The sequence below is a fragment of the Aliishimia ponticola genome, assembly GCF_004803475.1.
GTDB lineage: Bacteria > Pseudomonadota > Alphaproteobacteria > Rhodobacterales > Rhodobacteraceae > Aliishimia > Aliishimia ponticola.
Genome location: NZ_SRKY01000004.1, coordinates 107064 through 129391, shown reverse-complemented (window position 1 = coordinate 129391; position 22328 = coordinate 107064). Strand labels below are relative to the sequence as shown.

Genomic DNA, 22328 nt, shown 5'->3' with positions numbered 1-22328 from the left:
GCGCCTTAGCCATGGATCGCCTGCATCTGAGCGGGGTTGCCCTGTTGCTGGCCGGACGGATGCAGGATCGTCATGATCGCTTGCTCTGCGATTACCCGCTCTGCCTCCATCCGCCCTTCAAGCCAGCTCAGCACAAGGGCGGTGGGCATTGCCACGACAAGCCCGACAGCGGTGGTCAGCAGCGCCACCCAGATGCCGCCTGCCAGCACGGACGGATCAACCTGCGCCCCGGCATCCTGTAGCGCCTGAAAGGCTTCGATCATCCCAAGAACGGTGCCGAACAGACCCAAAAGCGGGGCAAGTTGCGCCACGGAATCCAGCAGCCGGAAGCCGCGCTCCAGCTTGGCAAAGCGCGTTTCAGCCTCTGCCTGAAGGCGGTCGCTGGCGCCTGTGCGCGCGCCCGCGTCAAAGGCCATGCCGATGACCGGCGCAAGATAACTTTCCGAACGCCCAAGCGCCATCTGCGCGCTGCTTTCGTCCCCGCGATCCCATGCGCGCACCGCATCGCCAAGCGCGCGGTGGCGACCGACACCGGCTGCCCAGAATTGCCAGACCTTATAGATGGCAACCGCAAGGGTCAGCACAGCCACAGCCATCAGGATCGCAACCACGGGGCCGCCGGTTTCGGCGATCTGCCGCAGCGGAGAGAGCCATTCACCGATCATCCCAGCACCTCGATATCTGTGCGCGTCGACAGCACCAGCCCACGGTCACAAGCGCCTTCGGCCACGCCCGCACCGTCGCAGATATGCGCGCCGTTCAGCAGAACGCGGCCCAGCCCTTCGCAAGTGGTGCCGGGCAGCGCAAATTGCCGGACGCGCGGCCGCGCCGGGGGCAATGTGCCGAAGTCGAACAGCGTCAGTCGTGCCACCTGACCGGAGGTGTCGAACAGCACGGCCTCATAAACGGCCTTGTCCAAGGGTGCTTCCAGCCCGTTGGTGATCAGAAAGGTCAGCGTGCAAGAGGTCTCGACCGTCTGCACCGCGTTGAGTTCGATGGAAATCCGGCCCGCAAGATCTGTCTCTTGCGCCTGTGCCAAACCCGAAAACATGAAGCTGAACGCGATAGCGCCAGTCACAAGCCGTTTCATAGCTGCGTCCCTGATAGATGAATGGATCTCACCTGGCGGGGCAGCGCTGCGGGCAGGCTGTCTGGCGGGGTTGTCTGAAGCCGGGTTTGCCGCAAATCGCGCCCGGCTTCAAGTCTGTTGCGCTTTGGGCGCCGTTAATACATGGCCTCCAGCCCGGCGGGCTTCAGCGATGGCAGCACGGTCACATCCGCGCCATGGACGGCCCGGTCGTGCAAGTGGATCACGTCCTGGTTCAACATGCGGATGCAGCCAGAGGACACCGACCGCCCCAATTCGCGCGGGGCGGCGTCCCCATGCACACGGTAGAGCGTATCGACGCCGTCCTGAAACAGGTAAAGCGCGCGCGCGCCCATCGGATTGCCGGGGCCGGGCGGCATACCGCCATGGGCCACGGAATACGGGGCCAGTTCCGGTTTGCGTTCGATCATCGCGTCCGGCACCTTCCAGCGCGGCCAGGAACGGCGGAATTGCAACCGCGCAGTCCCCTGCCATTCATAGCCCGCAGCACCGACGCTGACCCCATAACGGGTCGCGGTCGTGGGGCTTTCGATGAAGTACAGCATCGCGGCATCGGGATCGACGATGATGGTGCCGCGCGGCCTGTCCGGCCACATGTTCGTGACCTCCTGCCGCCACAGCTCGGGCGCGATCTGCCCCGGCTCGATGGCGGGGATCGGAAAGGGTTCATTCGTGATCGCATCATAAAAGGATGGCACGGGCGGATAGTCAGGCAGGGCAGCCTCGGTGGCCGCGCGCGTGACGGGTTCCGGGGCGGGGCGGGCACAGGCGGAAACCGCGGCAACTGCGCCAGCCGCCACGAAATTGCGACGGGTAAGCATGGAATGTCTCCGTTTGATCAAAAGGACTGGCGCCGAGCGCCGGAAAGTCGATCAAACGCGGCGCGGCGGCCCGGTATCGGGAGAGGTCGGCACATCGCGGACCCAGATTCCCTGTTCGGGACGCAGCGCGGAGGCATCGCCAAAGGGCGGTTCGGTCTGCGGGTCTTGCGACAGATCGGCAAAGATCGCGCAGGCCGCGCCGGGCAGTATCCCGGTCCGGCACCGCTTGCGATCGCCCGCATTGCTTATACGGGTGCGCGGCGCTGAAAACGCAACCGCGTCGCCCTGATCCTGCGTGATCGCCTGCGTAGGAAGCTCAGCCGCACGCATCACCGCCCCCTGCGCCTTGAGATACGCCCCCCATGGCAACATGAGGGTGATCATCAACGCAACGAAGATGGGGCGAAGCAGGGTCATTCCGGACATATTGCCCGTTTGCGCAGGCCTGTCCATCACGATCGGAGAGCGCGGCTTCACATCCGATTGATCTGCACTTCAGGCAGTGGTTGGCGCATTGGCCTCTGCCTGCGCGATCACCGCCGACATGCCCGCCGCCGCAAATGCCGCCAAAGCCTCAACCGACGCGGCCGCATCCGTATCCGATGACAGCGCGGCGATCCGCCAACTCGATGTCAGAAACGCCAACAACGCAGCGACAGAGTACAAGAACCCCTCGGCCACGACGGCGCGGGAGGCGTTCGGGTGTAGCGCGCAGATTTCATCCAGAAAAAGCTGCGCCGTCGGATCGAAAAGATCGGCGGACACGTCCCGCCAGGAAGGGTCTGCGGACACTATCGCGACCAGCCGCGCATAGGCCAGCCATTGCGGATCGCTGCCAGCGGCTTTCTCAAGGTAGGGCCGGAAAAAGCAGTCCAGAACCTGCGGCAGTTCAAGCGGGCCATGGGCCTTTGCCTGCGCCAATGCCTGTCGTCGCAATCGCGCCAATTCATCCGCTCGTCGGGCCACCACTTCGCGGAACAGCGCCTCTTTCGAGCCGGTGTGATGGTTGACCAGCCCCAAAGGAACTCCCGCCGTCGCCGCGATCTCGCGCACCTTGGCGGCCTCGAATCCCGCCCGTGCGAAAACCAGCTCTGCCGCGTCAAGAATGCGCGCACGGTTGGCAAGCGCCCGCTTGGATGGTGCCCTAAGCCTTTGCTTTGTGGGCGTGTTGCCTGCTGTCATCAAAGAACTTGCTTATATTGAACATTTGTTCAATCTAAGGTGACTAGGGAGGAATTGCAACGTGACGAATGCAAGGGAGAAGTTCGCGCTGATCGGCGCGGGCCCGATGGGGCTCGCAGCAGCCAAGGTGCTGGGTGAGCAGGGCATCGCGTATCAGGGGTTCGAATTGCACAGCGACGTCGGCGGGCTGTGGGATATCGATGGCGCACGTTCGACCATGTACGAGACCGCGCATCTGATCTCGTCCAAGACGATGACGGAATTCACCGATTTCCCCATGCGACCCGAGGTGGCCGAATATCCCAGCCACCGCGAAATGGCGCGTTATTTCCGCGAGTTCGCAGATCATTTCGATATTCGCCGTCATTATAAATTCGGGGCCGAGGTGACGCAGGTCGTTCCTTTGGGCGAAGACGGGGCTGGCTGGCGGGTGGTCTGGCGCGATGCCTCGGGCACCCATGAGGACGTATTCGCCGGGGTCCTGATCGCAAATGGCACGCTGAGCGAGCCGAACATGCCCAGTTTCAACGGGCAGTTCGATGGCGAGTTGATCCACGCCTCTGCCTACCGCGATCCCGCGCAATTCACCGGCAAGCGTGTGCTGGTCGTCGGTGCGGGCAATTCCGGCTGCGATATCGCGGTGGATGCGATCCATCACGGCAAAAGCTGCGATCTCTCGATGCGCCGGGGATACTACTTCGTGCCGAAATATGTGTTCGGCAAGCCTGCGGATACGATGGGCGGCGCGATCAAGCTGCCGATGTGGCTCAAACGTCGGGTGGACGGGCTTATCCTGCGCTGGTTCGTGGGCGACCCGCAGAAATACGGGTTCCCCAAGCCGGATTACGCGCTTTACGAAAGCCACCCGATCGTGAACTCGCTTGTGCTGTTTCACGCGGGCCATGGCGATTTGAAGGTCCGCGCGGATATCGACCGGCTGGAGGGACACAGGGTCCACTTCAAGGACGGCACGCAGGGCGATTACGACATGATCCTCGCGGCGACGGGGTACAAGCTGCACTACCCGTTCATCGACCGCGACCTGCTGAACTGGCAAGGCGATGCGCCGCATCTTTACCTGAACGCGATGCATCCGGATCGGGACGACCTGTTCGTTCTGGGCATGTTGGAGGCCAGCGGACTTGGCTGGCAGGGCCGCCACGAACAGGCGGAGATGGTCGCGCGGTATATTCGCGGGTTGCGTGACCGCGCGGATGGGACGATCCGGCTGAAAGCACAGAAATCCGGTGGGTTCGCACGTGCAACGGGCGGCATGGCCTATCTCAACCTGCCGCGCATGGCCTATTACGTGGACAAGACCACCTACCGCAAAGAGGTCATGGGCTGGATCAGGGCGCTGGGCGGAAGGGGCGCGGCATGACCGGTATCGACGCAGCCCAGCTGAATTTCAGCCCCGCCTCTTTGCATGTGCTCAATGCGATCCTTGGCATTGTCATGTTCTCGGTCGCGATTGACCTCAGGCTCAGCGATTTTCGCGCGCTCCTGCGCCGTCCCAAACCGATTTTCGTCGGCGCGGCAGCACAGTTTCTGGTTCTGCCCGCACTGACGTTCCTGCTTGTGATGGCGCTACGGCCCAGCCCGTCCATCGCGCTGGGGCTGATCCTTGTGGCGTCCTGTCCGGGCGGCAATGTGTCGAACTTCTTCACCCACCGGGCCGGGGGAAACACGGCACTTTCCGTGTCGCTGACCGCTTTGGCCACGGTCGCGGCGCTTTTGATGACGCCGATCAACATCGCGCTTTGGGGGAGCCTGTACGCGCCGACCCGCGCGCTGTTGACCCAGACGCGCATCGATCCGGTCAGCGTGGCGATTACCGTCGGGGTCATGCTGCTGGTGCCGCTGGCCGCCGGGATTGCTCTTAACCACTATAGGCCCGCCGTGACCGCGTGTTTGCGCAGGCCGCTGAAATGGCTGTCCATGGGGATTTTCGCTGCGTTTATCCTGATGTCGTTGCGCGCGAACTGGGCCTATTTCCTTGAATTCGTCGGCGTGATCGCTGGCCTCGTTGTGCTGCACAATGCGCTCGCCTTCGCGGGGGGCTTTGCGACCGCGACGCTGGCCCGGTTGCCGGCGTTCGACCGGCGCGCCGTCACCATCGAAACCGGTATCCAGAATTCCGGGCTGGGGCTTGTGCTGATCTTCGCCTTCTTCGGCGGGATGGGCGGCATGGCCATCGTTGCGGCCTTTTGGGGCATTTGGCACATCATTGCCGGGTTCGCGATTTCAACCGTCTTCAGCCGACGAGAGGCCGCGCGATGACCCGCATTCTGATCACTGGGGCCAGCGGCATGGTGGGCCGCGAATTGATCGGCCAGTTGGCGCAGGCGGAGCATGAGATCATCGCCACCGATCTGGCACCGCCGCCAAGCGTGCCGGACGGCGTGCGTTTCGTCGCAGTGGATGTCACCACCGATGCGCCGGGGCAGGTCATCGCGCAGGAACAGCCCGAGGTCATCGTGCATCTGGCCTCTGTCGTGACGCCGGGGCCGGGCATGGGGCGGGAACTGGCCTATCAGGTCGATGTCGAAGGGACGCGCAAAGTGCTGGACGCCGCCCTGCAAGCGGGTGTCCGGCGGCTTGTCGTCACGTCCTCCGGTGCGGCCTATGGGTATCACGCGGACAACCCCGTGCCGTTGCGGGAAACCGATCCGGTCCGCGGCAATCCGGAATTCGCCTATTCCGACCACAAGCGGCAGGTCGAAGAGCTTTTGGCAAACGCGCGCATGGACAATCCGGAATTGGAGCAAACCGTGCTGCGCGTCGGCACAGTGTTGGGCAAGGGCACCGACAATCAAATCACGGCGCTGTTCCGCAAGCCGCGTCTTTTGGCGATCCGGGGATGCGAAAGCCCCTTCGTCTTTATCTGGACCCGTGATCTGGCGCGTATCCTCGAACGCGCGGCCACAGACGGCCCGCCCGGAATTTTCAACGTCGCGGGCGATGGGGCGATGGGGGTCAGCGATCTTGCGCGGCGCCTTGGCAAACCGGTGCAGCGCGTTCCGGCGCTGGGCATCAAGGCGGTGTTGGCCGTCGCGCATCCGCTGGGATTGAGCCGATATGGCCCGGAACAGGTGCGTTTTCTGCAATACCGCCCGGTGCTGGCCAATGACGCGCTGAAGAACCGTTTCGGCTATACGCCAGAGCTGACCAGCGCCGAGGTCTTCGACCTGTGGGCGCGCGAGGCCGGGCTATGACCGGGCGTGTCGCGGTGATCTCTGGCGGGGCCGGGGGCTTGGGCCGGGCGCTGTCTTTGGCCCTGCGGGCAGACGGCTGGCGGACCGTTCTACTGGACCAGGACATTGCGGCGCTGACCCCGGCGGAAGGGGAGGACGCTTTGGCCTGCGATCTGACCGATCCGGCGCAGCTTGAGGCCGCGTGCGGCGACATCCTCGCCCGGTATCCGCGGATTGATCTGGTGGTTTACAATGCTGGCGTGACACAGATTGGTCCCTTTGCCGACCTGACGGAAACGCTGCATCGCCGTGTGTTCGATATCAATTATTTCGCAGCCACAGCTATGGCGCATCACTTCTTGCACCCTCTCAGACACAGCCGAGGGACGCATCTGGCGATTTCATCCGTCGCGGGGTTTTCGCCGCTTTATCATCGTACGGCCTATGCAGCATCGAAACACGCGCTGGAAGGCTTCTTCAAATCCCTGCGCTCCGAAGAGGCGCCGCATGGGGTGCGCGTGCAAATCGCCGCGCCGTCTTTCGTGGCGACCAATCTGGGGCGCGGCGCGGCGCTGACCGATGGCACTCGTCGTCCCGGTGCTGCGGCGGACGGGGTGGATTACATGACGCCAGAGGCGGCAGCGCAGGTCATTTTGAAGGGGCTGCGATCGGGGCAAGCCATGATCCCCGTGGGCCGGGTCGCGCGGCTGGCATGGTGGATCAACCGCGCCGCGCCCCGGCTGTATCAAAGGTTGATGGAGCGGAACATCGCACAAGGCAAAGGCTGAACCGGGCCTGACAATCGGCGTGGAACTGGCGCATCAAGGCAGGGATATGCGCGCCCGCGCCGCTGACATCATCCGCAAAACGCCGATCTTACGCGCGCACATCCTTGGTCGGGCCGCCATCCAGACGAAAGATGTGGTCGGCCAGAACCTGTGGGAAATACTCCCGCACCAAGGGATCGTGGCCGGGAATGATCAGCCCCGGCGCGCTTGCCAGCCGTTCCAGCGTGTCAAAGCCCGCCAGCATGTTTTCCATATCGACGACGATGGGGAAGGGCTTGCGCGCAAATACGTTCTCATAGAAATGCGCCGCGTCGGACGCCAGCACCATCCACCCCGATGACGTGCGCACGCGAACAGATTGCAGCCCGCGACTATGGCCGCCGATGCAATGCACCGTGACTCCGTCGGCGACCTGCGCGTCGCCATCATAGAAAACGAGTTTCCCGGAATAGAGCCGCGTGATCGCCTCGCAGACATGGATCGCGGTGAACGGCAGGCGTAGCGCGTCGTGGCACATGCACGGACCGGTGGCAAAGGCCATTTCGGCCGCTTGCAGATGCAGGGTGGCATTCGGAAACAGGTGTAGCCCCCCGGCGTGATCGTAATGCAGGTGGGTGACGATGACCTGTGTCACGTCTTCGGGCTTCAGCCCAAGCGGGGCGAGCGCCTCTGCCGGATCAAGGCGGATGGGCCGTCCGCGCGCTGTGGCCTCCTGCAGATCGTAACCGGTATCGACTAGGATCACCTCCTGCCCGCGCCGCAACAACCACATGTAATAGTCCATCGGGTGCGGCGTGTCGTGGTTGTCGTCAAGGATGAAACTATCCGCGCGGGTGCGTGCATTCCGGTCCGCATATTTGATGGCGTAGACCTCCCAATCGGCCATCAGCTTACCTCGTCATAGGTGCGCACATCCTTATCCGCGATCAATGCGGCGGTCTCGCGGTCGAAACTATTGAAATGCGGCGTGCCGAGGTGCAGGTCAAAGGCCGCGCGGTCGGTGTAAAGCTCATATAGCAGCACCTCATTCGGGCGCGCGGGATCTGTGCACACATCGAACCTGTGACAGCACGGCTCGTCTTTCAGCGAAAGCTGCGCGTTTTCCTTCATGGCGGGCAGAAACTGATCCATCACGCCCTCCTTCAATTGGAATTTCACAACGACAGCGAACATTCCGCAAGCCTCCCTTGCCGATTTCGGAACAAGCGGCAAAGCGCCGCCCAAGACCGGCCTAGAGCGTCCGGGCATCCTTATTGCATTTATTAATGCATGCATTAAGGTGGGCCTGTCAACTTTTGCATCGGGCCGCGGGCACCGCCCCACCCATGCATATGCAAGGCGGAGGGCATGGAGTGACACAGACATTCGACATCGCGGTGTTCCACGGCGACGGCATCGGGCCGGAAATCATGGCACCCACTCTGGATATCCTCGGTCGTATGGCAGAGGCATCGGACGGGTACGGTTTGCGGTTCCACGATGCGCCCGCAGGGGCCGCGCATTACGCGGCCACCGGCGACTCGCTGCCGGAGACATCCATGCAGATCGCCCGCAACGCCGACGCGATCCTTCTGTCGGCGATGGGCTTGCCCGATATCCGTTATGAGGATGGGACAGAGATTTCGCCGCAGATCGACCTGCGCAAGGCGCTGACGCTCTTCGCCGGGGTGCGTCCTGTGCGGGTCCGGCAGGGGCAACCCACACCGCTGAACCTGCCAAAGGGCAAGGAGATCGACTTCGTTCTGATCCGCGAAAGCACCGAGGGGCTATTTTACACCCAAGGCTGCGGGGATGTGCGCCCGGACGAAGCGCGCGAGACTTTGCGCATCACGCGCGACATATCCGAAAAGCTGTTCCGCTTTGCCTTCGACATGGCGCAGACACGCCGGGCGGCGGGGCGCGGGCAGGGTCGTGTGACCTGTGTCGACAAGGCCAACGTGTTCCGCGCCTTCGCCTTTTTCCGCGAGATTTTCGATGCAGAGGCCGCGCGCCACCCCGATCTGACTGCGGATCACGCCTATGTCGATGCGATGGCGCTGTGGATGGTGCAGAAACCGTGGGACTTCGACGTGCTCGTGACCGAGAACATGTTCGGCGATATCCTGTCGGATCTTGGGGCGGGGCTGATGGGCGGTCTGGGGCTGGCGCCCTCTGCTGATATCGGGCTGGACCATGCTGTGTTTCAACCTTGCCACGGCTCTGCCCCGGACATCGCTGGGCAAGGTCTGGCCAATCCGTTGGCGATGATCCTATCAGCGGCGATGATGCTCGACTGGTTGGGGATCAAGCACGACAACCCGGCGCTGGCGCAGGATGGCCGACGGCTGCGCGAGGCGGTCGAGGACGTGATCGCACGCGGCGCAGCACTGACGCGCGACATTGGCGGGACCGCAGGCACCGCAGCGGCAGCGCAAGCCGTCACCGACGCCCTGTTCGTCGCATGACCCTGAGGATCGCGTGCGTCGGCGCGGGGTATTTCAGCCAGTTCCACTATGGAAGCTGGGCGCGGATGGAGCGTGCCACACTGGTTGGCGCATGTGATCAAGATATTGAAAAGGCCAAGGCCACCGGCCTGCCCGCCTATGACGATCTTCAGCAGATGCTAAAGGCGCAAACGCCTGACATGCTCGATGTCATTCTGCCGCCACCCGCGCAGGCACAGGCGATCCGCCTTGCTCTGGCGGCGGGGCTGAAATGGATCATCTGCCAAAAGCCCTTCTGCCGCGATCTTGGCGAGGCAGAGCGCATCACCGCCGAGGCCGAAGCCGCCGGAGCCACCATTATCGTGCACGAGAATTTCCGTTTTCAGCCGTGGTATCGCGCGATCAAGGCCGCGCTGGATCGCGGCGATGTGGGGCGGCTTCAGCAGGTGACATTCCGGCTGCGTCCGGGCGATGGGCAGGGGCCAGAGGCCTATCTGTCGCGCCAACCCTATTTCCAGACCATGCCACGCTTTTTGGTCCATGAAACCGCCGTTCATTGGATCGACACCTTCCGCTATCTTCTTGGCGATCCGCTGGGCGTGTACGCCGATTTGCGCCGCATCAACACGGCGATCGCGGGGGAGGATGCGGGCTATATCCTGTTTGACCATCCGAACGGGGTACGGGCGCTGTTCGACGGCAACCGGCATCTGGACCACGATGCCGAAAATCTGCGTTGCACGATGGGCGAGGCCCTGTTCGAGGGAACAGAAGGCACGCTCGACCTGCGCGGCGACGGATCGGTGCATCTGCGCGCCTTCGGAAAAGGCGAACGAACCTGCGTGCTGCCGCCGGACACATGGACCGGCTTCGGCGGCGATTGTGTTCATGCGCTGCAACGCCATGTGGTCGCCGGGATCATCGACGGCACCCCTTTTGAGAACTGTGCGCAGGACTATCTGGCAGTGGAACGGATCGAGGCCGCGATTTACGATTCCAATCGACAAGGGCGTAAGCAGTTCTTTCAGGAGTAGACATTTCCATGCCCGACAAATCCCCATCCAATTCGCAACGCGCCATTCACGAGCTGCGCGCGCGGATATTCTCTGGCGAGTTGGCAGCAGGTTCGGATCATCTGGAATCGGAGCTTGCCGATATGCTTCAGATGTCGCGCACGCCGGTCCGCGAGGCTGTGCTGACGTTGGAAGGGCAGGGGCTGCTGGAATTGCGACCGCGCAAGGGGGTGCGTATCCTGCCGCTGTCGCCAGAAGACATGTCCGAAATCTATGACGTGCTGACAGAGCTGGAAAGTCACGCCGCCGAACGCGCGGCTACCGCGCGCTATGCCGAAAGTGATCTCCAGGCGCTGGCCCAAGCGATCGCGGACATGGAGGCGGCGCTTGATGCGTCCGATTTGGAAGCATGGGCCGATGCCGATACCCGGTTTCATACCGAATTGGTCCGGCTGGGCGGCAACACACGTATCCAAAGCATCGTCGGAATGATGAGCGATCAGGTCCGGCGCGCGCGGATGACGACGCTGTTCATGCGGCCCGTTCCAACCAAGTCGAACGAGGACCACCGCCGGGTCTATCAGGCGATCCGCGATGGCGACGCGGTCACCGCGCGCGAATGTCACCGCAAGCACCGGCAGGATGCGAAGAAAATCCTCGTCGATCTTCTGGCCAAACTGCGGCTGCGCTACCTTTAGCCTTGGACAGCCGGCCCTGCCTTGATGCCGCGGGCGATCGGCCGTCCCATTTCTCACATTTGACGACCCGAAAAGCACGAGATTCAACCTCCTCGTGCATTGGCCTGGGCCGATCCGTTGCGGTGCTGATTTTCTAGGCAAGCGCACGCCGAAAATCCGGGTTTCGCGAATTAGTTAAGGACTGACCCCCGCCGATCCGCCAAAAAAAGTAGCAATCGCCCGGATTGCTTTTTACCATCCGATCAAATTCTGGGGGCGGCGAATGTTCGACATCATCATCAAGAAGGCCTGCCTGCCCGATGGCAGTGGGCCGCTGGATATTGCAATTCGCGGCGACCGCATCGCGCAGATCGCGCCGGAGATCACGGCAGAAGCGCAAGAGGAAATCGACGCGGCAGGGGGCTTGGCCTCGCCCCCCTTCACCGACCCGCATTTCCATATGGATGCAACGCTCAGCCTTGGTCATCCGCGCATGAATGTTTCGGGCACGCTGCTTGAGGGGATTGCCCTTTGGGGTGAGCTTAAACCCCTGTTGACGCCTGAACAGGTGATCGAACGCGCCCTGCGCTATTGCGATCTCGCTGTGTCGCAGGGCCTGTTGGCGATCCGGTCGCATGTCGATGTTTCCACCGCGCCGCTTGTCGGCGTCGAGGCGCTGCTGGACGTGCGCAAACAGGTCGCGCCCTATATCGACCTGCAACTGGTGGCCTTCCCGCAGGACGGTCTGTACCGGGCCGAAAACGCGGAAAAGAACCTGCTACGGGCGCTCGATATGGGGGTCGACGTGGTGGGCGGCATTCCGCATTTCGAACGTACCATGTCGGATGGTGCGCGCTCTGTCACGCGGCTGGCCGAAATCGCGGCAGAGCGTGGTCTGATGCTGGACCTGCATTGCGACGAAAGCGACGATCCCATGTCGCGGCATGTGGAAACGCTGGCCTATGAAACCACGCGCCTTGGCCTTGGCGGGCGCGTGACCGCCAGCCATGTCACGGCGATGCATTCCTACGACAATTACTATGCGTCCAAGCTGATTCCGCTTATCGCTGAAAGCGGTATGAACGTGGTGCCCAATCCGCTGATCAATATCACGCTGCAGGGGCGTTCGGACACATATCCGCGCCGCCGCGGCCTGACCCGCGTGCCCGAACTGCGCGCTGCCGGGGTCAATGTGTCCTTCGGTCAGGATTGTACGATGGACCCGTGGTACTCGCTTGGCTCTGCCGACATGCTGGAAGTGGCCCATATGGGCGTGCATGCGGTGCCGATGACCTCGCGCGAGGCGATGGAGTGGGCCTTTTCGTCCGTGACGCTGAACGGAGCCAAGACGATGGGCCTGCCGGACCCCACCCTGCGTGAGGGCGGACCGGCCAGCATGGTCGTGCTGCAAGCGCGTGATCCGATTGAAGCGGTGCGCATGAAAGCCACCCGCCTTGCTGTCATCAAGCATGGCAAGGTGCTGTCGCGAACAGCGCCGCGCATTGCGCAGCTTGACCTGCCGGGGCGGCCAGCAACGCTTGACCCGTCCGACTACGCGCCCAAGGCCGCAAGCCCGGTCACCGAATAACAATAGAACCTGCCACCAACAGAAGAGGACTCACCGATGAAACTCAACACAACCCGTCGTCAGCTTATGGTCGGCGCCGCCGCGACGCTGGCCCTGCCTGCCTATATCCGCCGCGCAGGCGCTCAATCCACGATCCGCATTGCGGGCGTGCATATGTCCCCGGTCGAGAACGCCTGGAACAGCCGGATTCACGTCGCGATGCAAGAAGCCGCGGCGTCTGGCCTGATCGAATACGACTTCTCCGAAGGGGTCGCGCCGACCGATTACCCCCGCGCGATGCGTGAATATGCCGAAGGCGGCGCGCAGATCATCTGGGGCGAATCCTATGCCGTCGAACGCGAAGCGCGCGAAGTCGCCGGGGATTACCCTGAAACAGCTTTCCTCATGGGCTCCTCCGGTGGGCCGCAGGGCGACAATTTCGGCGTCTTCGGAACGCGCAACCACGAGGCCGCCTATCTGGCCGGTATGCTGGCCGGGACGATGTCTGAAACCAACGTCTTTGGGTCGGTCGGCGGGTATCCGATCCCCGAGGTGAACCTACTGATCAATGCCTTCCGCATGGGCGTGAGAGAAGTGAACCCCGATGCCAGCTTCCTGAACGGCTTCATCGGTGCATGGTTCGATCCGGCCCGCGCGCAAGAGGCCGCGATTGCCCAGATCGATGCGGGCGCGGATATCCTCTTTGGCGAGCGGATCGGCACAGCGGATGCTGCTCAGGCACGCGGTATCAAGGCGATCGGGTCGCTCATCGACTACACGCCGCGCTATCCGGGCACTGTGTTCGCCAATGCGATCTGGAACTACGGCCCGACAATCGAAGCAATCGTTGCGGATGTTCAGGCGGGCAAATCCACCGGCCGGAACTACACCGAATATTCGTTCATGGCGCATGGCGGCAACGAACTGATCTATGTCGCCGATGAAGTCCCAGCCGATGCCATCGCCGCGATGGAGGCCAAACAGGCCGCGATCCAGTCTGGCGAATGGGACGTGCCGATCGACGAAAGCGAACCGGCCTGATCGCGGGCGATTTCGCGTGATGGATGCCACGGCTCTGGCCGCTGCAATCGCAACCGGGCAGACCACTGCCTGCGCTGTGATGGATGCAAGCCTTGCTGCCTGCCGCGCGCAGGCGGGGCTTGGGGCCGTGGTGCATCTGGATGAAGACATGGCCCGCGCCGGGGCAGAGGCAGCAGATGCTGCACCTGCCGAACGACGTGGGCCATTTCATGGGCTGCCTTTTCTGGTGAAGGATCTGGGCGGCGTGGCGCAGGGGTTGCCCGCTGCCGCAGGCTCTGCCGCGTTGCGGGCCCGGCGGCACGTTCCTGCAGAGGACAGTCACCTGCTCCGCGATTTGCGGGGCCTTGGGCTGATCCCCTTCGGCCTGACGGCGACGCCTGCCTTCGGTCTTTCCCTGACATGCGAACCCGATGGGCTGCCACCCGCCCGTAACCCGTGGAACCCTGCGCTGACGCCCGGAGGGTCCTCTGGCGGGGCGGCGACGGCGGTTGCTGCCGGGATGGTTGCGATTGCTCATGCGACGGATGCCGCCGGGTCCATTCGTGTGCCGGCGGCCTGTTGCGGCTTGACCGGGTTGAAGCCCTCGCGCGGGGGCGTGCCGGGCGGGCCTGACTTTACCAACCATCTGATGGGCATCGCCTCTGAACTGGTGTTGGCGCGGTCGGTCCGTGATGTGGATACCGCGTACCAAGCCGTGGCGCAGCCGGGACCGGTGGTGCATCTGCCCGGCCTGCCGCGCGTGGCGCTGGCCTTGCCGGACCGATGCGCCCCAGACATCTGCAAGGCGGCGCAAGACGCGGCCGATGCGCTGCGCGATGCGGGCTGCGCCGTCCATGAGATCGCCGCGCCCGATCAGATCGGGGCCGAAGCGCAAGACATTTCACGAACGATCCTTTCAGTCTCACTGGCGGAATGGATGGCGGCCTTGGATGTGCCGGACAACGAAATACCGCCGCTTGCCGCTGCAATGGTCCGCGAAGGCCGCGCGGTCGATGGCGCCACCCTGTTCGCAGCCTCGCGGCAACTGGCCTCGCTGTCGGACCGCGCGCGCACCTTGTTCCAAAGCGCCGACGCGATCCTGATGCCCGTGCTGGCCGCCCCGCCTTTGCCTGTCGGCACGCTCGACCTGATGGGCACAGATCCCGGCGCGCATTTCGCGGCGTTGGAAGGTTTTGCCCCCAATGCCGCGCTTGCCAATGTCGCGGGCTTGCCTGCGTTGGCGCTGCCCTACGGCATGTCTGCGGGGATGCCGGTCGGCCTGCAACTGATCGGCCCACCCGGCGCGGACAGCGCCCTGCTGCGGCTGGGCGCGATGATCGAACAGCGCGCACCGACGCTGACCTTTCCGTTCCCGATCGCAGGGTTGCCCGCATGACCAATGTATTGGAGCTTCGGGGCATCACGAAACGCTTTGGGGCGCTGACCGCCAATGATGATGTGACCCTGACACTGGGCGAAGGCGAAATCCTTGCGCTGCTTGGCGAAAACGGCGCGGGCAAGACCACGCTGATGAACATCCTCTTTGGTCACTACGCCGCCGATGCCGGGACTGTGCGGGTGTTTGGCCAAGACCTGCCGCCGGGCCTGCCGCGCGCTGCAATCGCGTTGGGCGTGGGCATGGTGCACCAGCATTTCACACTCGCCGGGAACCTGACCGTTCTGGACAACGTCATGCTGGGGTCCGAACCGTTGACGCGCGCCCGCTCTGCCCGTGGGGCCGCCCGCGCCAAGCTGATGCAGATCGCGGACCGCTTTGGGTTGCCGGTGAACCCGGAGGCCAAGATCAGCGCCCTGTCCGTGGGGGAAAGGCAGCGTGTCGAAATCCTCAAGGCGCTGTATCGCGACGCGCGTGTTCTGATCCTGGATGAGCCGACAGCCGTTCTGGCCCGTCCCGAGGCGATGCGCCTGTTCGAAACCCTGCGCGATATGACCAAGGAGGGGCTGTCTCTCATCTTCATCAGCCACAAGCTGCACGAGGTCATGGCCGCCTCGGACCGGGTGGCGGTGCTGCGCGGTGGCAAGATGGTCGCAGAACGCGAAACGGCGCAGACCAATCCGGCGGAACTTGCCGAACTCATGGTGGGCCGCAAGGTCGAACGCCCCGCGCGCCATGACCACAAGATCGGTGCGCCGGTGCTGGTGGCCGACAAGGTGCGGGTCGAAGAGGCAGGCGCGCGGCGTCTGGATGACGTGTCCTTCACCGTCCATGCAGGCGAAATTTTGGGAATTGTCGGTGTCTCCGGCAATGGTCAGGCCGCTTTGGGCGGGCTGCTTTCCGGTCTGGCCCATCCCAGCGCCGGTCATCTGATGCTGGAGGGGGCAGATATCGGCCATCTGGGGCCACGCGGCATGATCCGCGCCGGGGCGGGCCGCGTGCCGGAAGATCGCCATGCCGAAGGCGTGGTGGGCGAATTGAGCCTGTGGGAAAACGCCGTGTTGGAGCGTTTGCGCACGCCAGAATTCTCGCGGCGCGGTTTCGTCCGCAGGCGGGCGGCGCGCGATTACACCGCGACGCTGATCGACCGCTTCGACATACGCGGGGCCGCGCCCGATACGCGCACGCGGCTGCTTTCTGGTGGCAATATGCAAAAGCTGATCCTTGGGCGGGTGCTGACGAACGGCCCGCGTTTCGTGCTGACGAACCAGCCCACGCGCGGTTTGGACGAAGGGGCCATCGCCGCCGTCCATGCCGAGCTGTTGGCCGCCCGCGCTGAAGGGGCGGCCATCCTGTTGATCTCGGAAGAACTGGAAGAGGCCGTGGCCCTGTCGGACCGGATACAGGCGATCGTCAAAGGCCGCTTGTCGCAACCGATTTCAGCGAACGAGGCAGACCCGCAACGCCTGGGCCTGATGATGGCAGGCGTCTGGAAGGAGGACGGTGATGCGGCTTGAACGACGCAGCCATGTTCCGCTGTATCTGGTGATCCTTGCGCCCCTTGCCGCAGTTGTCAGCGCGCTGATCCTTGCGGCGGGTCTGATCGCGGCGGCGGGGGTCAACCCGCTGATGGCCTATGGCGAAATGCTGGCGGGCGCGCTGGGCTCGAAGCTCGCCGTGGCAGAGATGCTGACCCGCGCCACCCCGCTGATCTTTACGGGTCTTGCCGCGGCTGTCGCTTTTCAGGCGCGGCTTTGGAATATCGGCGGCGAGGGGCAGTTCTTTGTCGGGGCGTTGATGACCGCGTGGATCGGCCATTCGCTCGGGCTTCCCGGATGGATTGGCATCCCGGTGCTGATGCTGGCCGGAATGGCAGCGGGCGCGGCGCTGTTGGCCGGACCCGCCTATTTGCGGCTGCGCTTCGGGGTGGATGAGGTCGTGACCACGCTGCTGCTCAATTTCATCGTGATCCTTTTCGTCGGTCTGATGGTCGAAGGGCCGATGCGTGATCCCTTGGCATTTGGCTGGCCCTCTTCCGTGCCGGTCGATGGCGATTTTCGCCTCCCTGACCTGATCCCGCGGACGCGGCTGCATATCGGGTTGATCTTTGCTGTCGTGGCGGCAGGGGCCGTGTGGCTGGTGCTTGCCCGCACCGTGTTCGGCGCTGAAACCCGTGCGGCGGGGCTGAATGCCAGTGCGGCGGCCTTCGCCGGGATTTCGCTGCCGCGCACCATCATGGGGGTGGCGCTGTTGTCGGGGGCCTTGGCCGGGCTGGCCGGGTCGGTCGAGGTCATGGGGGTCACGGCGGGCGTCACCACTACGATGAGCCCCGGTTTCGGCTATGCCGGTATCGTTGTCGCCATGCTGGCCGCGCTTCATCCTGCGGGGGTTGTCGCGGCGGCGGTCTTTGTCGCGACCGTTTTCGTGGGCGCCGACGCCATGAGCCGCGCCACCGGTGTGCCCAGCTTCATCGCCGATGTGATCGTCGCGCTATGCCTGCTGACCATGATCGTGGCGCTTATGTTCACAACCTACCGGGTACGCCGATGACCGAAGCGATTGACCTGCTGCTGAATACCAGTCTTTGGGCCTCTGTTCTGCGGATCGCGACGCCGCTGATTTTCGGCGTGCTGGGCGCGCTTCTGTGTGAGCGGTCCGGTGTGCTGAACCTTGGGATCGAGGGGATCATGACCATGGGGGCCATGACCGGGTGGCTGGCCGTCTATATGGGCGCGCCGTTGCTGGTCGGCCTGCTGATCGCGGCGTGTTGCGGGGCGCTGATGGGGCTGCTGCACGCGGCGCTGACCGTGCCCCTTGGGCTTTCGCAGCATGTGTCAGGGCTTGGGATCACGCTTTTTGCCTCGGCGCTGGCCTATTACCTGTACCGGCTGCTGGTAGAGGTCGGCGACCTGCCGCCCACGATCGAGCCGTTCCAGCCGCTGAACATTCCGGGGCTGTCGGATATCCCGATCCTTGGCCCGATCCTGTTCTCGCAGGCGGTGCCCACCTATCTGGCGCTCGCTGCCGTGGCGGTGATGGCCTATATCCTCAGCCGGACGCCGTTGGGCCTTGCAATCCGCATGACCGGCGAAAACCCCCACGCCGTCGAAGCGCAGGGCCTGAACCCGATCCGAATTCGCATCGGCGCCGTGGTCGCAGGTTCTGCCCTGATGGCCGTGGGAGGGGCGTTTCTGACCACAACGGCGTTCAACAGCTTCTTTCCGGGCATGGTGCAGGGCCGGGGCTGGATTTGCATCGCGCTGGTGGTCTTTGCCAGTTGGCGGCCCGGCAAGGCATTGATCGGCGCGCTTTTGTTCGCGTTCTTCGATGCCTATCAACTGCGTCTGCAAACGGCGATCGACGGGGTGCCGTATCAGCTTTTCCTGATGGCGCCCTATGTGCTGTCCATCGTCGCGCTTGTTCTCGTGGCCCGCCGGGCAGAGGTGCCGGCCGCACTGATGACGCCATACCGGCGGGGTGAACGGTAGCGTCGGGCGTGCGCTTGCCGGGGCGACGCGCGGCCTGCCAGTCTGTTCTCGCCACCCATGGTCCGAGCTTATATGTAGGCTGGAAACCACGCTGCTTTGGTGGGTGGAGCCATTGGCTGCGACGAGGGGCCGTCAGTGTTCAAGATCGATACTGCGCAATCCGCTTCATTCCTCGTTGCATGCGAAGAGGGGTCCATCCGCTCTGCGTCGGAACGATTGGGCGTCGAGCCATCGACAATCAGTCGCCAGATCAAGGCATTGGAAAAGTCGCTTGGCACGGCGCTGATTGAACGGGGGCGCAAGGGCGTGCGCCCGACCGAGGCGGGTACGCTGCTGCGGACCTATCTGCAACACCAGCGAAGCGAACAGGAAGCCCTGTTGTCGGAGTTCGATGCGCTCAAGGGGATGCGGCGGGGCGAATTGGTGATTGCGGTCGGCGACGGCTTTATCAGCGATTTCGTCGGCAACGCGTTGCAGTCGTACAAGGCGGCATTCCCCGGCTTCACCTATGATCTGCTCAGTGGATCGACCGAACAGATCCTGCACGCCCTTAGAACCGACCATGCCCATATCGGGCTGGCCTATAATGCCGGGACAGAACGGGCAATCCGAAGCGTTGCGCGGGTCAGACAGCCGCTTGAGCTGCTGGTCAGCCCGACGTCGCAATGGGCGGACCTGCCAGAGCCGGTGACGATGCCGCAACTTGAAACCTTGCCGGCGGCGCTGCTCAAAACCGGGTCCGGCGTGGGCGATATGATTGCGCTGGCAGAAGCAAATAACGCGGTCCGGCTTCAGGCTGTGGTGCGGTCCAATTCCTTGGCCGTGTTGCGCAATTTCGTGCGTGAGGGGCTGGGGGTCACGGTGCTGCCTGCCTTTGTGGTAAGCGGCGAGGTTGCGGATGGGACCATCATCACCAAGCGGCTGGATATCCCCGAGTTCAGTAAGGGCATGGCGTCGGTCTTGACCCGTCAAGGGCGTCGCTTGCCCGAAGGCGCGACACGGCTGGTCAATCACATCACCCGGTCGATGGTGGCCTTTCAAGCCAATGATTAGCGTTGCATTCGCCGCAACGATAATTCTCAATCCGTGCAATTCCCGCAGGTGGGCTTTGGGCATAGGCTGTCGAGAATCCCGAACGCCCGGCAACTGGGAGGTACGTCGAAATACCGTATCGCCATTTTGGCCGGTGACCTGGCAGGGCAATCGGTGGGCCGCGGGACAAAAGGGCTGGATCAACACAAGGAGCGGAGCATGATCGGTGTAGTAGGATGTGGCGCGATGGGCGGCGCGATGATTGCGCGGCTTGCCGAAAAGCGCCACGAGGTGCGCTGCTACGACGCGATGCCAGAGGCGCGTGCGCGGGCGGCGGCCAATGGCGGCACGGCTTGCGACAGCTTGGCCGCGTTGGCGCAGACCTGCGACCAGATCATCCTGTCCCTGCCCACGGCCCAGATCGTGACCAGCGTGATGGCCGACCTCGCGCCGCATTTGCAGGGCGGGACCATCATCTTGGACACATCCACATCGGAGCCGGAAACAACCAGACGGCTGGCCGCTGCGGCAGAGGGCTATACCTTCCTTGATGGTCCGGTCAGCGGCGGGCCGGGCGGTGCGCGGGCAGGGACGATGACGATGATCCTAGGCGGTCCGGTTGCGGCAATCGACGCTCTGCGCCCGGTGCTGGATGATCTGACGGCCAAGACCGTGCATGTCGGCCCGGCAGGCGCTGGTCACGCGGCCAAGATCGCCAACAACTTGCTGTGTGCGGCAAATCTAGTGCTGGTCAGCGAAATGGCCCGTCTGGCGCAAAGCTGCGACATCCCGCTGGACAGCCTGCTGCAAGGCGTCAATGCCGGATCAGGACGCAGCGGGGTCAGCGAAGTGAACTTCCCCAAGTGGATTCTGAACGGCGCCTTCGATTCCGGCTTTACCATGGGGCTGATGCGCAAAGACGTGGGGCTGGCCACCAAGCTGGCGGCGCAGGGCGGGCTTGACCTGCCTGCAACCAAAGCCATTGCGGCGATCTGGGAACGCAGCCGCGACACGCTGGCCGACAGTGCCGACTTCAATGAGATTTTCAAATATGGAGCGACCTAAAATGTCTGACCGCAAAGACCTTCTGCGCAGGCTGATGCGTGATCTTGGCCTTGGCGAGACGGTACAAAGCCTTGTTGCTGGCCAGTTGCGCGACGGTGCAGGCGGTGCCGTTCTGCTTGAAGACCCCTATGCGCAGATCGAACTGGCCCGCTATGCCGATTGCGGTGCGGCGCTTAGTGCTGAGGCCTGCGAAGCCGCCGCTGCTGCGCAAAAGGAGTGGGTCGCGGGGCATTCCGCCGCGAAACGCGGTGACGTCATGCAGGACATTGCCCGCGCGGTTCTGGACCATCACGAAACGTTGGCGCGGCTTGAGGCGCTGGTGGCAGGCAAACCCATCCGCGACTGCCGGGTGGAGGTCGCAAAAGTGGCCGAGATGTTCCGCTATTACGCCGGGTGGGCGGACAAGCTGCATGGCGAGGTGATCCCGGTGCCCAGCGGGCATCTCAACTACACGCTGCGCGAACCCTTGGGGGTGGTGTTTCAGATCACACCATGGAACGCGCCGATTTTTACCGCCGGCTGGCAAATCGCACCTGCCATCGCGACCGGCAACGGGGTGGTGATCAAACCCAGCGAACTCACACCGCTGACAACCGTTGCGCTGGTGAGGATCGCCGAAGGCGCGGGTCTTCCCAAAGGGTTGGTGAACGTGCTTTGCGGGTTGGGGCCAACGACCGGGCAAGCTGCGATAGATCACGACGCGGTGCGCAAGGTGATCTTCGTCGGCTCGCCCGAAACCGGGCGGCGCGTCGCGGTCGCGGCGGCACAGGCGTTGAAACCGGCGGTGCTGGAACTGGGCGGAAAATCGGCCAACATCGTTTTTGACGATGCCAATCTCAAACATGCCGCCCTTGGCGCGCAGGCGGCGATTTTCTCGGGCGCGGGGCAAAGCTGTGTCGCCGGTTCGCGGCTGCTGGTGCATCAATCGGTCCATGCCGAGCTGACCGATATGATCGCAGCGGGGATGAACGGCATCACCTTGGGCGATCCGCTGGATGAGGCGACGGAGGTTGGGCCGATCAGCAATGGCCGCCAATTCTCCCATGTCAGTGCCATGATCGACGGTGCGCGTAATGAGGGTGCCAAGGTGCGCAGCCGCGACACCACCCCGGACACCGGGTACTTCGTGCCGCCCACCCTGCTTTCGGGGCTGGAAAGCCGGGCCACCGCTGCGCAGACCGAAATTTTCGGCCCTGTCGTCACCGCGATTCCGTTCGCGGATGAAGAGGAAGCTATCGCCATTGCCAATGACACGTCCTTCGGGCTAGCGGGTGCGGTCTGGACCGCAGATGTGGGCCGGGCGCATCGTGTTGCCTCGGCCGTGCGCGCCGGAACATTCTGGGTCAACAGCTATAAGGCGATCCACGTGTCCTCGCCCTTTGGCGGATCGCTCAATTCCGGTTTTGGCCGGTCCAGTGGCAGCGACGCCTTGATGGAGTATACAAGCCCGAAATCGATCTGGCTCGACAGTGGGAAAACGCCCATGATTGGGTTTGGATACGTGTCCTGACGCGGGCGTCCAAACGATGAATGAAAACAACAAGCGGTTGATGC

The 22328-nt window shown here is 63.6% G+C and carries 23 protein-coding genes; 16 read left to right on the top strand and 7 right to left on the bottom strand.

Annotation, left to right across the window (positions count from 1 at the left end; genetic code table 11):
- Positions 1-5 precede the first annotated feature (5 nt).
- The 5 genes from E4Z66_RS15095 to E4Z66_RS15075 all read right to left on the bottom strand — a co-directional run bounded on the left by E4Z66_RS15095 (position 6) and on the right by E4Z66_RS15075 (position 3111).
- Entirely contained in the window at positions 6-665 is a 660-nt protein-coding gene (locus E4Z66_RS15095) for a MotA/TolQ/ExbB proton channel family protein (RefSeq protein ID WP_136463883.1), read from the bottom strand.
- Positions 662-1090: a hypothetical protein gene (locus E4Z66_RS15090; RefSeq protein ID WP_136463882.1), complete on the bottom strand. Its 429-nt coding sequence runs from the start codon at positions 1088-1090 to the stop codon at positions 662-664. The genes E4Z66_RS15095 and E4Z66_RS15090 overlap by 4 nt, the downstream gene beginning before the upstream one ends.
- 134 nt (positions 1091-1224) lie before the next feature.
- On the bottom strand, positions 1225-1929 hold the full coding sequence (locus tag E4Z66_RS15085; RefSeq protein ID WP_136463881.1) for a L,D-transpeptidase: 705 nt from the start codon (positions 1927-1929) through the stop codon (positions 1225-1227).
- Positions 1930-1980: 51 nt separating this feature from the next.
- Entirely contained in the window at positions 1981-2346 is a 366-nt protein-coding gene (locus tag E4Z66_RS15080; RefSeq protein WP_136463880.1) for a hypothetical protein, read from the bottom strand.
- 78 nt (positions 2347-2424) lie between these two features.
- Entirely contained in the window at positions 2425-3111 is a 687-nt protein-coding gene (locus tag E4Z66_RS15075; protein ID WP_136463879.1) for a TetR/AcrR family transcriptional regulator, read from the bottom strand.
- A gap of 61 nt (positions 3112-3172) precedes the next feature.
- Between E4Z66_RS15075 and E4Z66_RS15070 the strand changes: the two genes are divergently transcribed.
- Genes E4Z66_RS15070 through E4Z66_RS15055 form a run of 4 tightly spaced genes read left to right on the top strand, consistent with a single transcriptional unit; the run spans position 3173 to position 7093 of the window.
- Positions 3173-4492 carry a flavin-containing monooxygenase gene (locus E4Z66_RS15070; RefSeq protein WP_136463878.1) on the top strand — a complete coding sequence of 440 codons (1320 nt, stop codon included), beginning with the start codon at positions 3173-3175 and terminating at the stop codon, positions 4490-4492.
- Entirely contained in the window at positions 4489-5391 is a 903-nt protein-coding gene (locus tag E4Z66_RS15065) for a bile acid:sodium symporter family protein (RefSeq protein ID WP_136463877.1), read from the top strand. Before E4Z66_RS15070 ends, E4Z66_RS15065 begins: the two co-directional genes overlap by 4 nt.
- On the top strand, positions 5388-6326 hold the full coding sequence (locus E4Z66_RS15060) for an SDR family oxidoreductase (RefSeq protein WP_136463876.1): 939 nt from the start codon (positions 5388-5390) through the stop codon (positions 6324-6326). The genes E4Z66_RS15065 and E4Z66_RS15060 overlap by 4 nt, the downstream gene beginning before the upstream one ends.
- Positions 6323-7093 (top strand): SDR family NAD(P)-dependent oxidoreductase, encoded by a 771-nt coding sequence (locus E4Z66_RS15055; RefSeq protein WP_136463875.1) that lies wholly within the window; start codon positions 6323-6325, stop codon positions 7091-7093. Before E4Z66_RS15060 ends, E4Z66_RS15055 begins: the two co-directional genes overlap by 4 nt.
- 88 nt (positions 7094-7181) lie before the next feature.
- Here the strand turns inward: E4Z66_RS15055 and E4Z66_RS15050 are convergent, their stop codons facing one another.
- Together E4Z66_RS15050 and E4Z66_RS15045 are read right to left on the bottom strand one after the other, a co-directional pair.
- Positions 7182-7979: an N-acyl homoserine lactonase family protein gene (locus tag E4Z66_RS15050; RefSeq protein ID WP_136463874.1), complete on the bottom strand. Its 798-nt coding sequence runs from the start codon at positions 7977-7979 to the stop codon at positions 7182-7184.
- A complete protein-coding gene (locus E4Z66_RS15045; RefSeq protein ID WP_136463873.1) occupies positions 7979-8266 on the bottom strand; it encodes a putative quinol monooxygenase in 288 nt (95 codons plus the stop codon). Before E4Z66_RS15045 ends, E4Z66_RS15050 begins: the two co-directional genes overlap by 1 nt.
- A 179-nt stretch (positions 8267-8445) precedes the next feature.
- On the opposite strand from E4Z66_RS15045, the gene E4Z66_RS15040 reads away from it, so the two are divergent.
- From E4Z66_RS15040 to E4Z66_RS14985, 12 genes are all read left to right on the top strand, one after another.
- Complete coding sequence (locus E4Z66_RS15040) at positions 8446-9537, top strand: isocitrate/isopropylmalate dehydrogenase family protein (RefSeq protein ID WP_136463872.1); 1092 nt, start codon at positions 8446-8448, stop codon at positions 9535-9537.
- Positions 9534-10550 (top strand): Gfo/Idh/MocA family protein, encoded by a 1017-nt coding sequence (locus E4Z66_RS15035; RefSeq protein ID WP_136463871.1) that lies wholly within the window; start codon positions 9534-9536, stop codon positions 10548-10550. Before E4Z66_RS15040 ends, E4Z66_RS15035 begins: the two co-directional genes overlap by 4 nt.
- Positions 10551-10558: 8 nt before the next feature.
- Entirely contained in the window at positions 10559-11227 is a 669-nt protein-coding gene (locus E4Z66_RS15030) for a GntR family transcriptional regulator (RefSeq protein ID WP_136463870.1), read from the top strand.
- Positions 11228-11489: 262 nt separating this feature from the next.
- Positions 11490-12794 carry an amidohydrolase family protein gene (locus E4Z66_RS15025; RefSeq protein ID WP_136463869.1) on the top strand — a complete coding sequence of 435 codons (1305 nt, stop codon included), beginning with the start codon at positions 11490-11492 and terminating at the stop codon, positions 12792-12794.
- Positions 12795-12830: 36 nt separating this feature from the next.
- Complete coding sequence (locus E4Z66_RS15020) at positions 12831-13814, top strand: BMP family protein (protein ID WP_136463868.1); 984 nt, start codon at positions 12831-12833, stop codon at positions 13812-13814.
- 19 nt (positions 13815-13833) lie between these two features.
- Entirely contained in the window at positions 13834-15189 is a 1356-nt protein-coding gene (locus tag E4Z66_RS15015) for an amidase (protein ID WP_246036055.1), read from the top strand.
- Positions 15186-16706 carry an ABC transporter ATP-binding protein gene (locus E4Z66_RS15010; protein ID WP_136463866.1) on the top strand — a complete coding sequence of 507 codons (1521 nt, stop codon included), beginning with the start codon at positions 15186-15188 and terminating at the stop codon, positions 16704-16706. The genes E4Z66_RS15015 and E4Z66_RS15010 overlap by 4 nt, the downstream gene beginning before the upstream one ends.
- Entirely contained in the window at positions 16696-17739 is a 1044-nt protein-coding gene (locus E4Z66_RS15005; RefSeq protein WP_136463865.1) for an ABC transporter permease, read from the top strand. Before E4Z66_RS15010 ends, E4Z66_RS15005 begins: the two co-directional genes overlap by 11 nt.
- Positions 17736-18677, top strand: coding sequence for an ABC transporter permease (locus E4Z66_RS15000; protein WP_136463864.1), 942 nt, complete (start codon positions 17736-17738; stop codon positions 18675-18677). The genes E4Z66_RS15005 and E4Z66_RS15000 overlap by 4 nt, the downstream gene beginning before the upstream one ends.
- A gap of 135 nt (positions 18678-18812) precedes the next feature.
- Positions 18813-19730 (top strand): LysR family transcriptional regulator, encoded by a 918-nt coding sequence (locus tag E4Z66_RS14995; RefSeq protein ID WP_168797812.1) that lies wholly within the window; start codon positions 18813-18815, stop codon positions 19728-19730.
- A gap of 198 nt (positions 19731-19928) precedes the next feature.
- Positions 19929-20774, top strand: a complete 846-nt coding sequence (locus E4Z66_RS14990; RefSeq protein WP_136463862.1) for an NAD(P)-dependent oxidoreductase — start codon at positions 19929-19931, stop codon at positions 20772-20774.
- Position 20775: 1 nt separating this feature from the next.
- A complete protein-coding gene (locus E4Z66_RS14985) occupies positions 20776-22284 on the top strand; it encodes an aldehyde dehydrogenase family protein (protein ID WP_136463861.1) in 1509 nt (502 codons plus the stop codon).
- Positions 22285-22328: the final 44 nt, after the last annotated feature.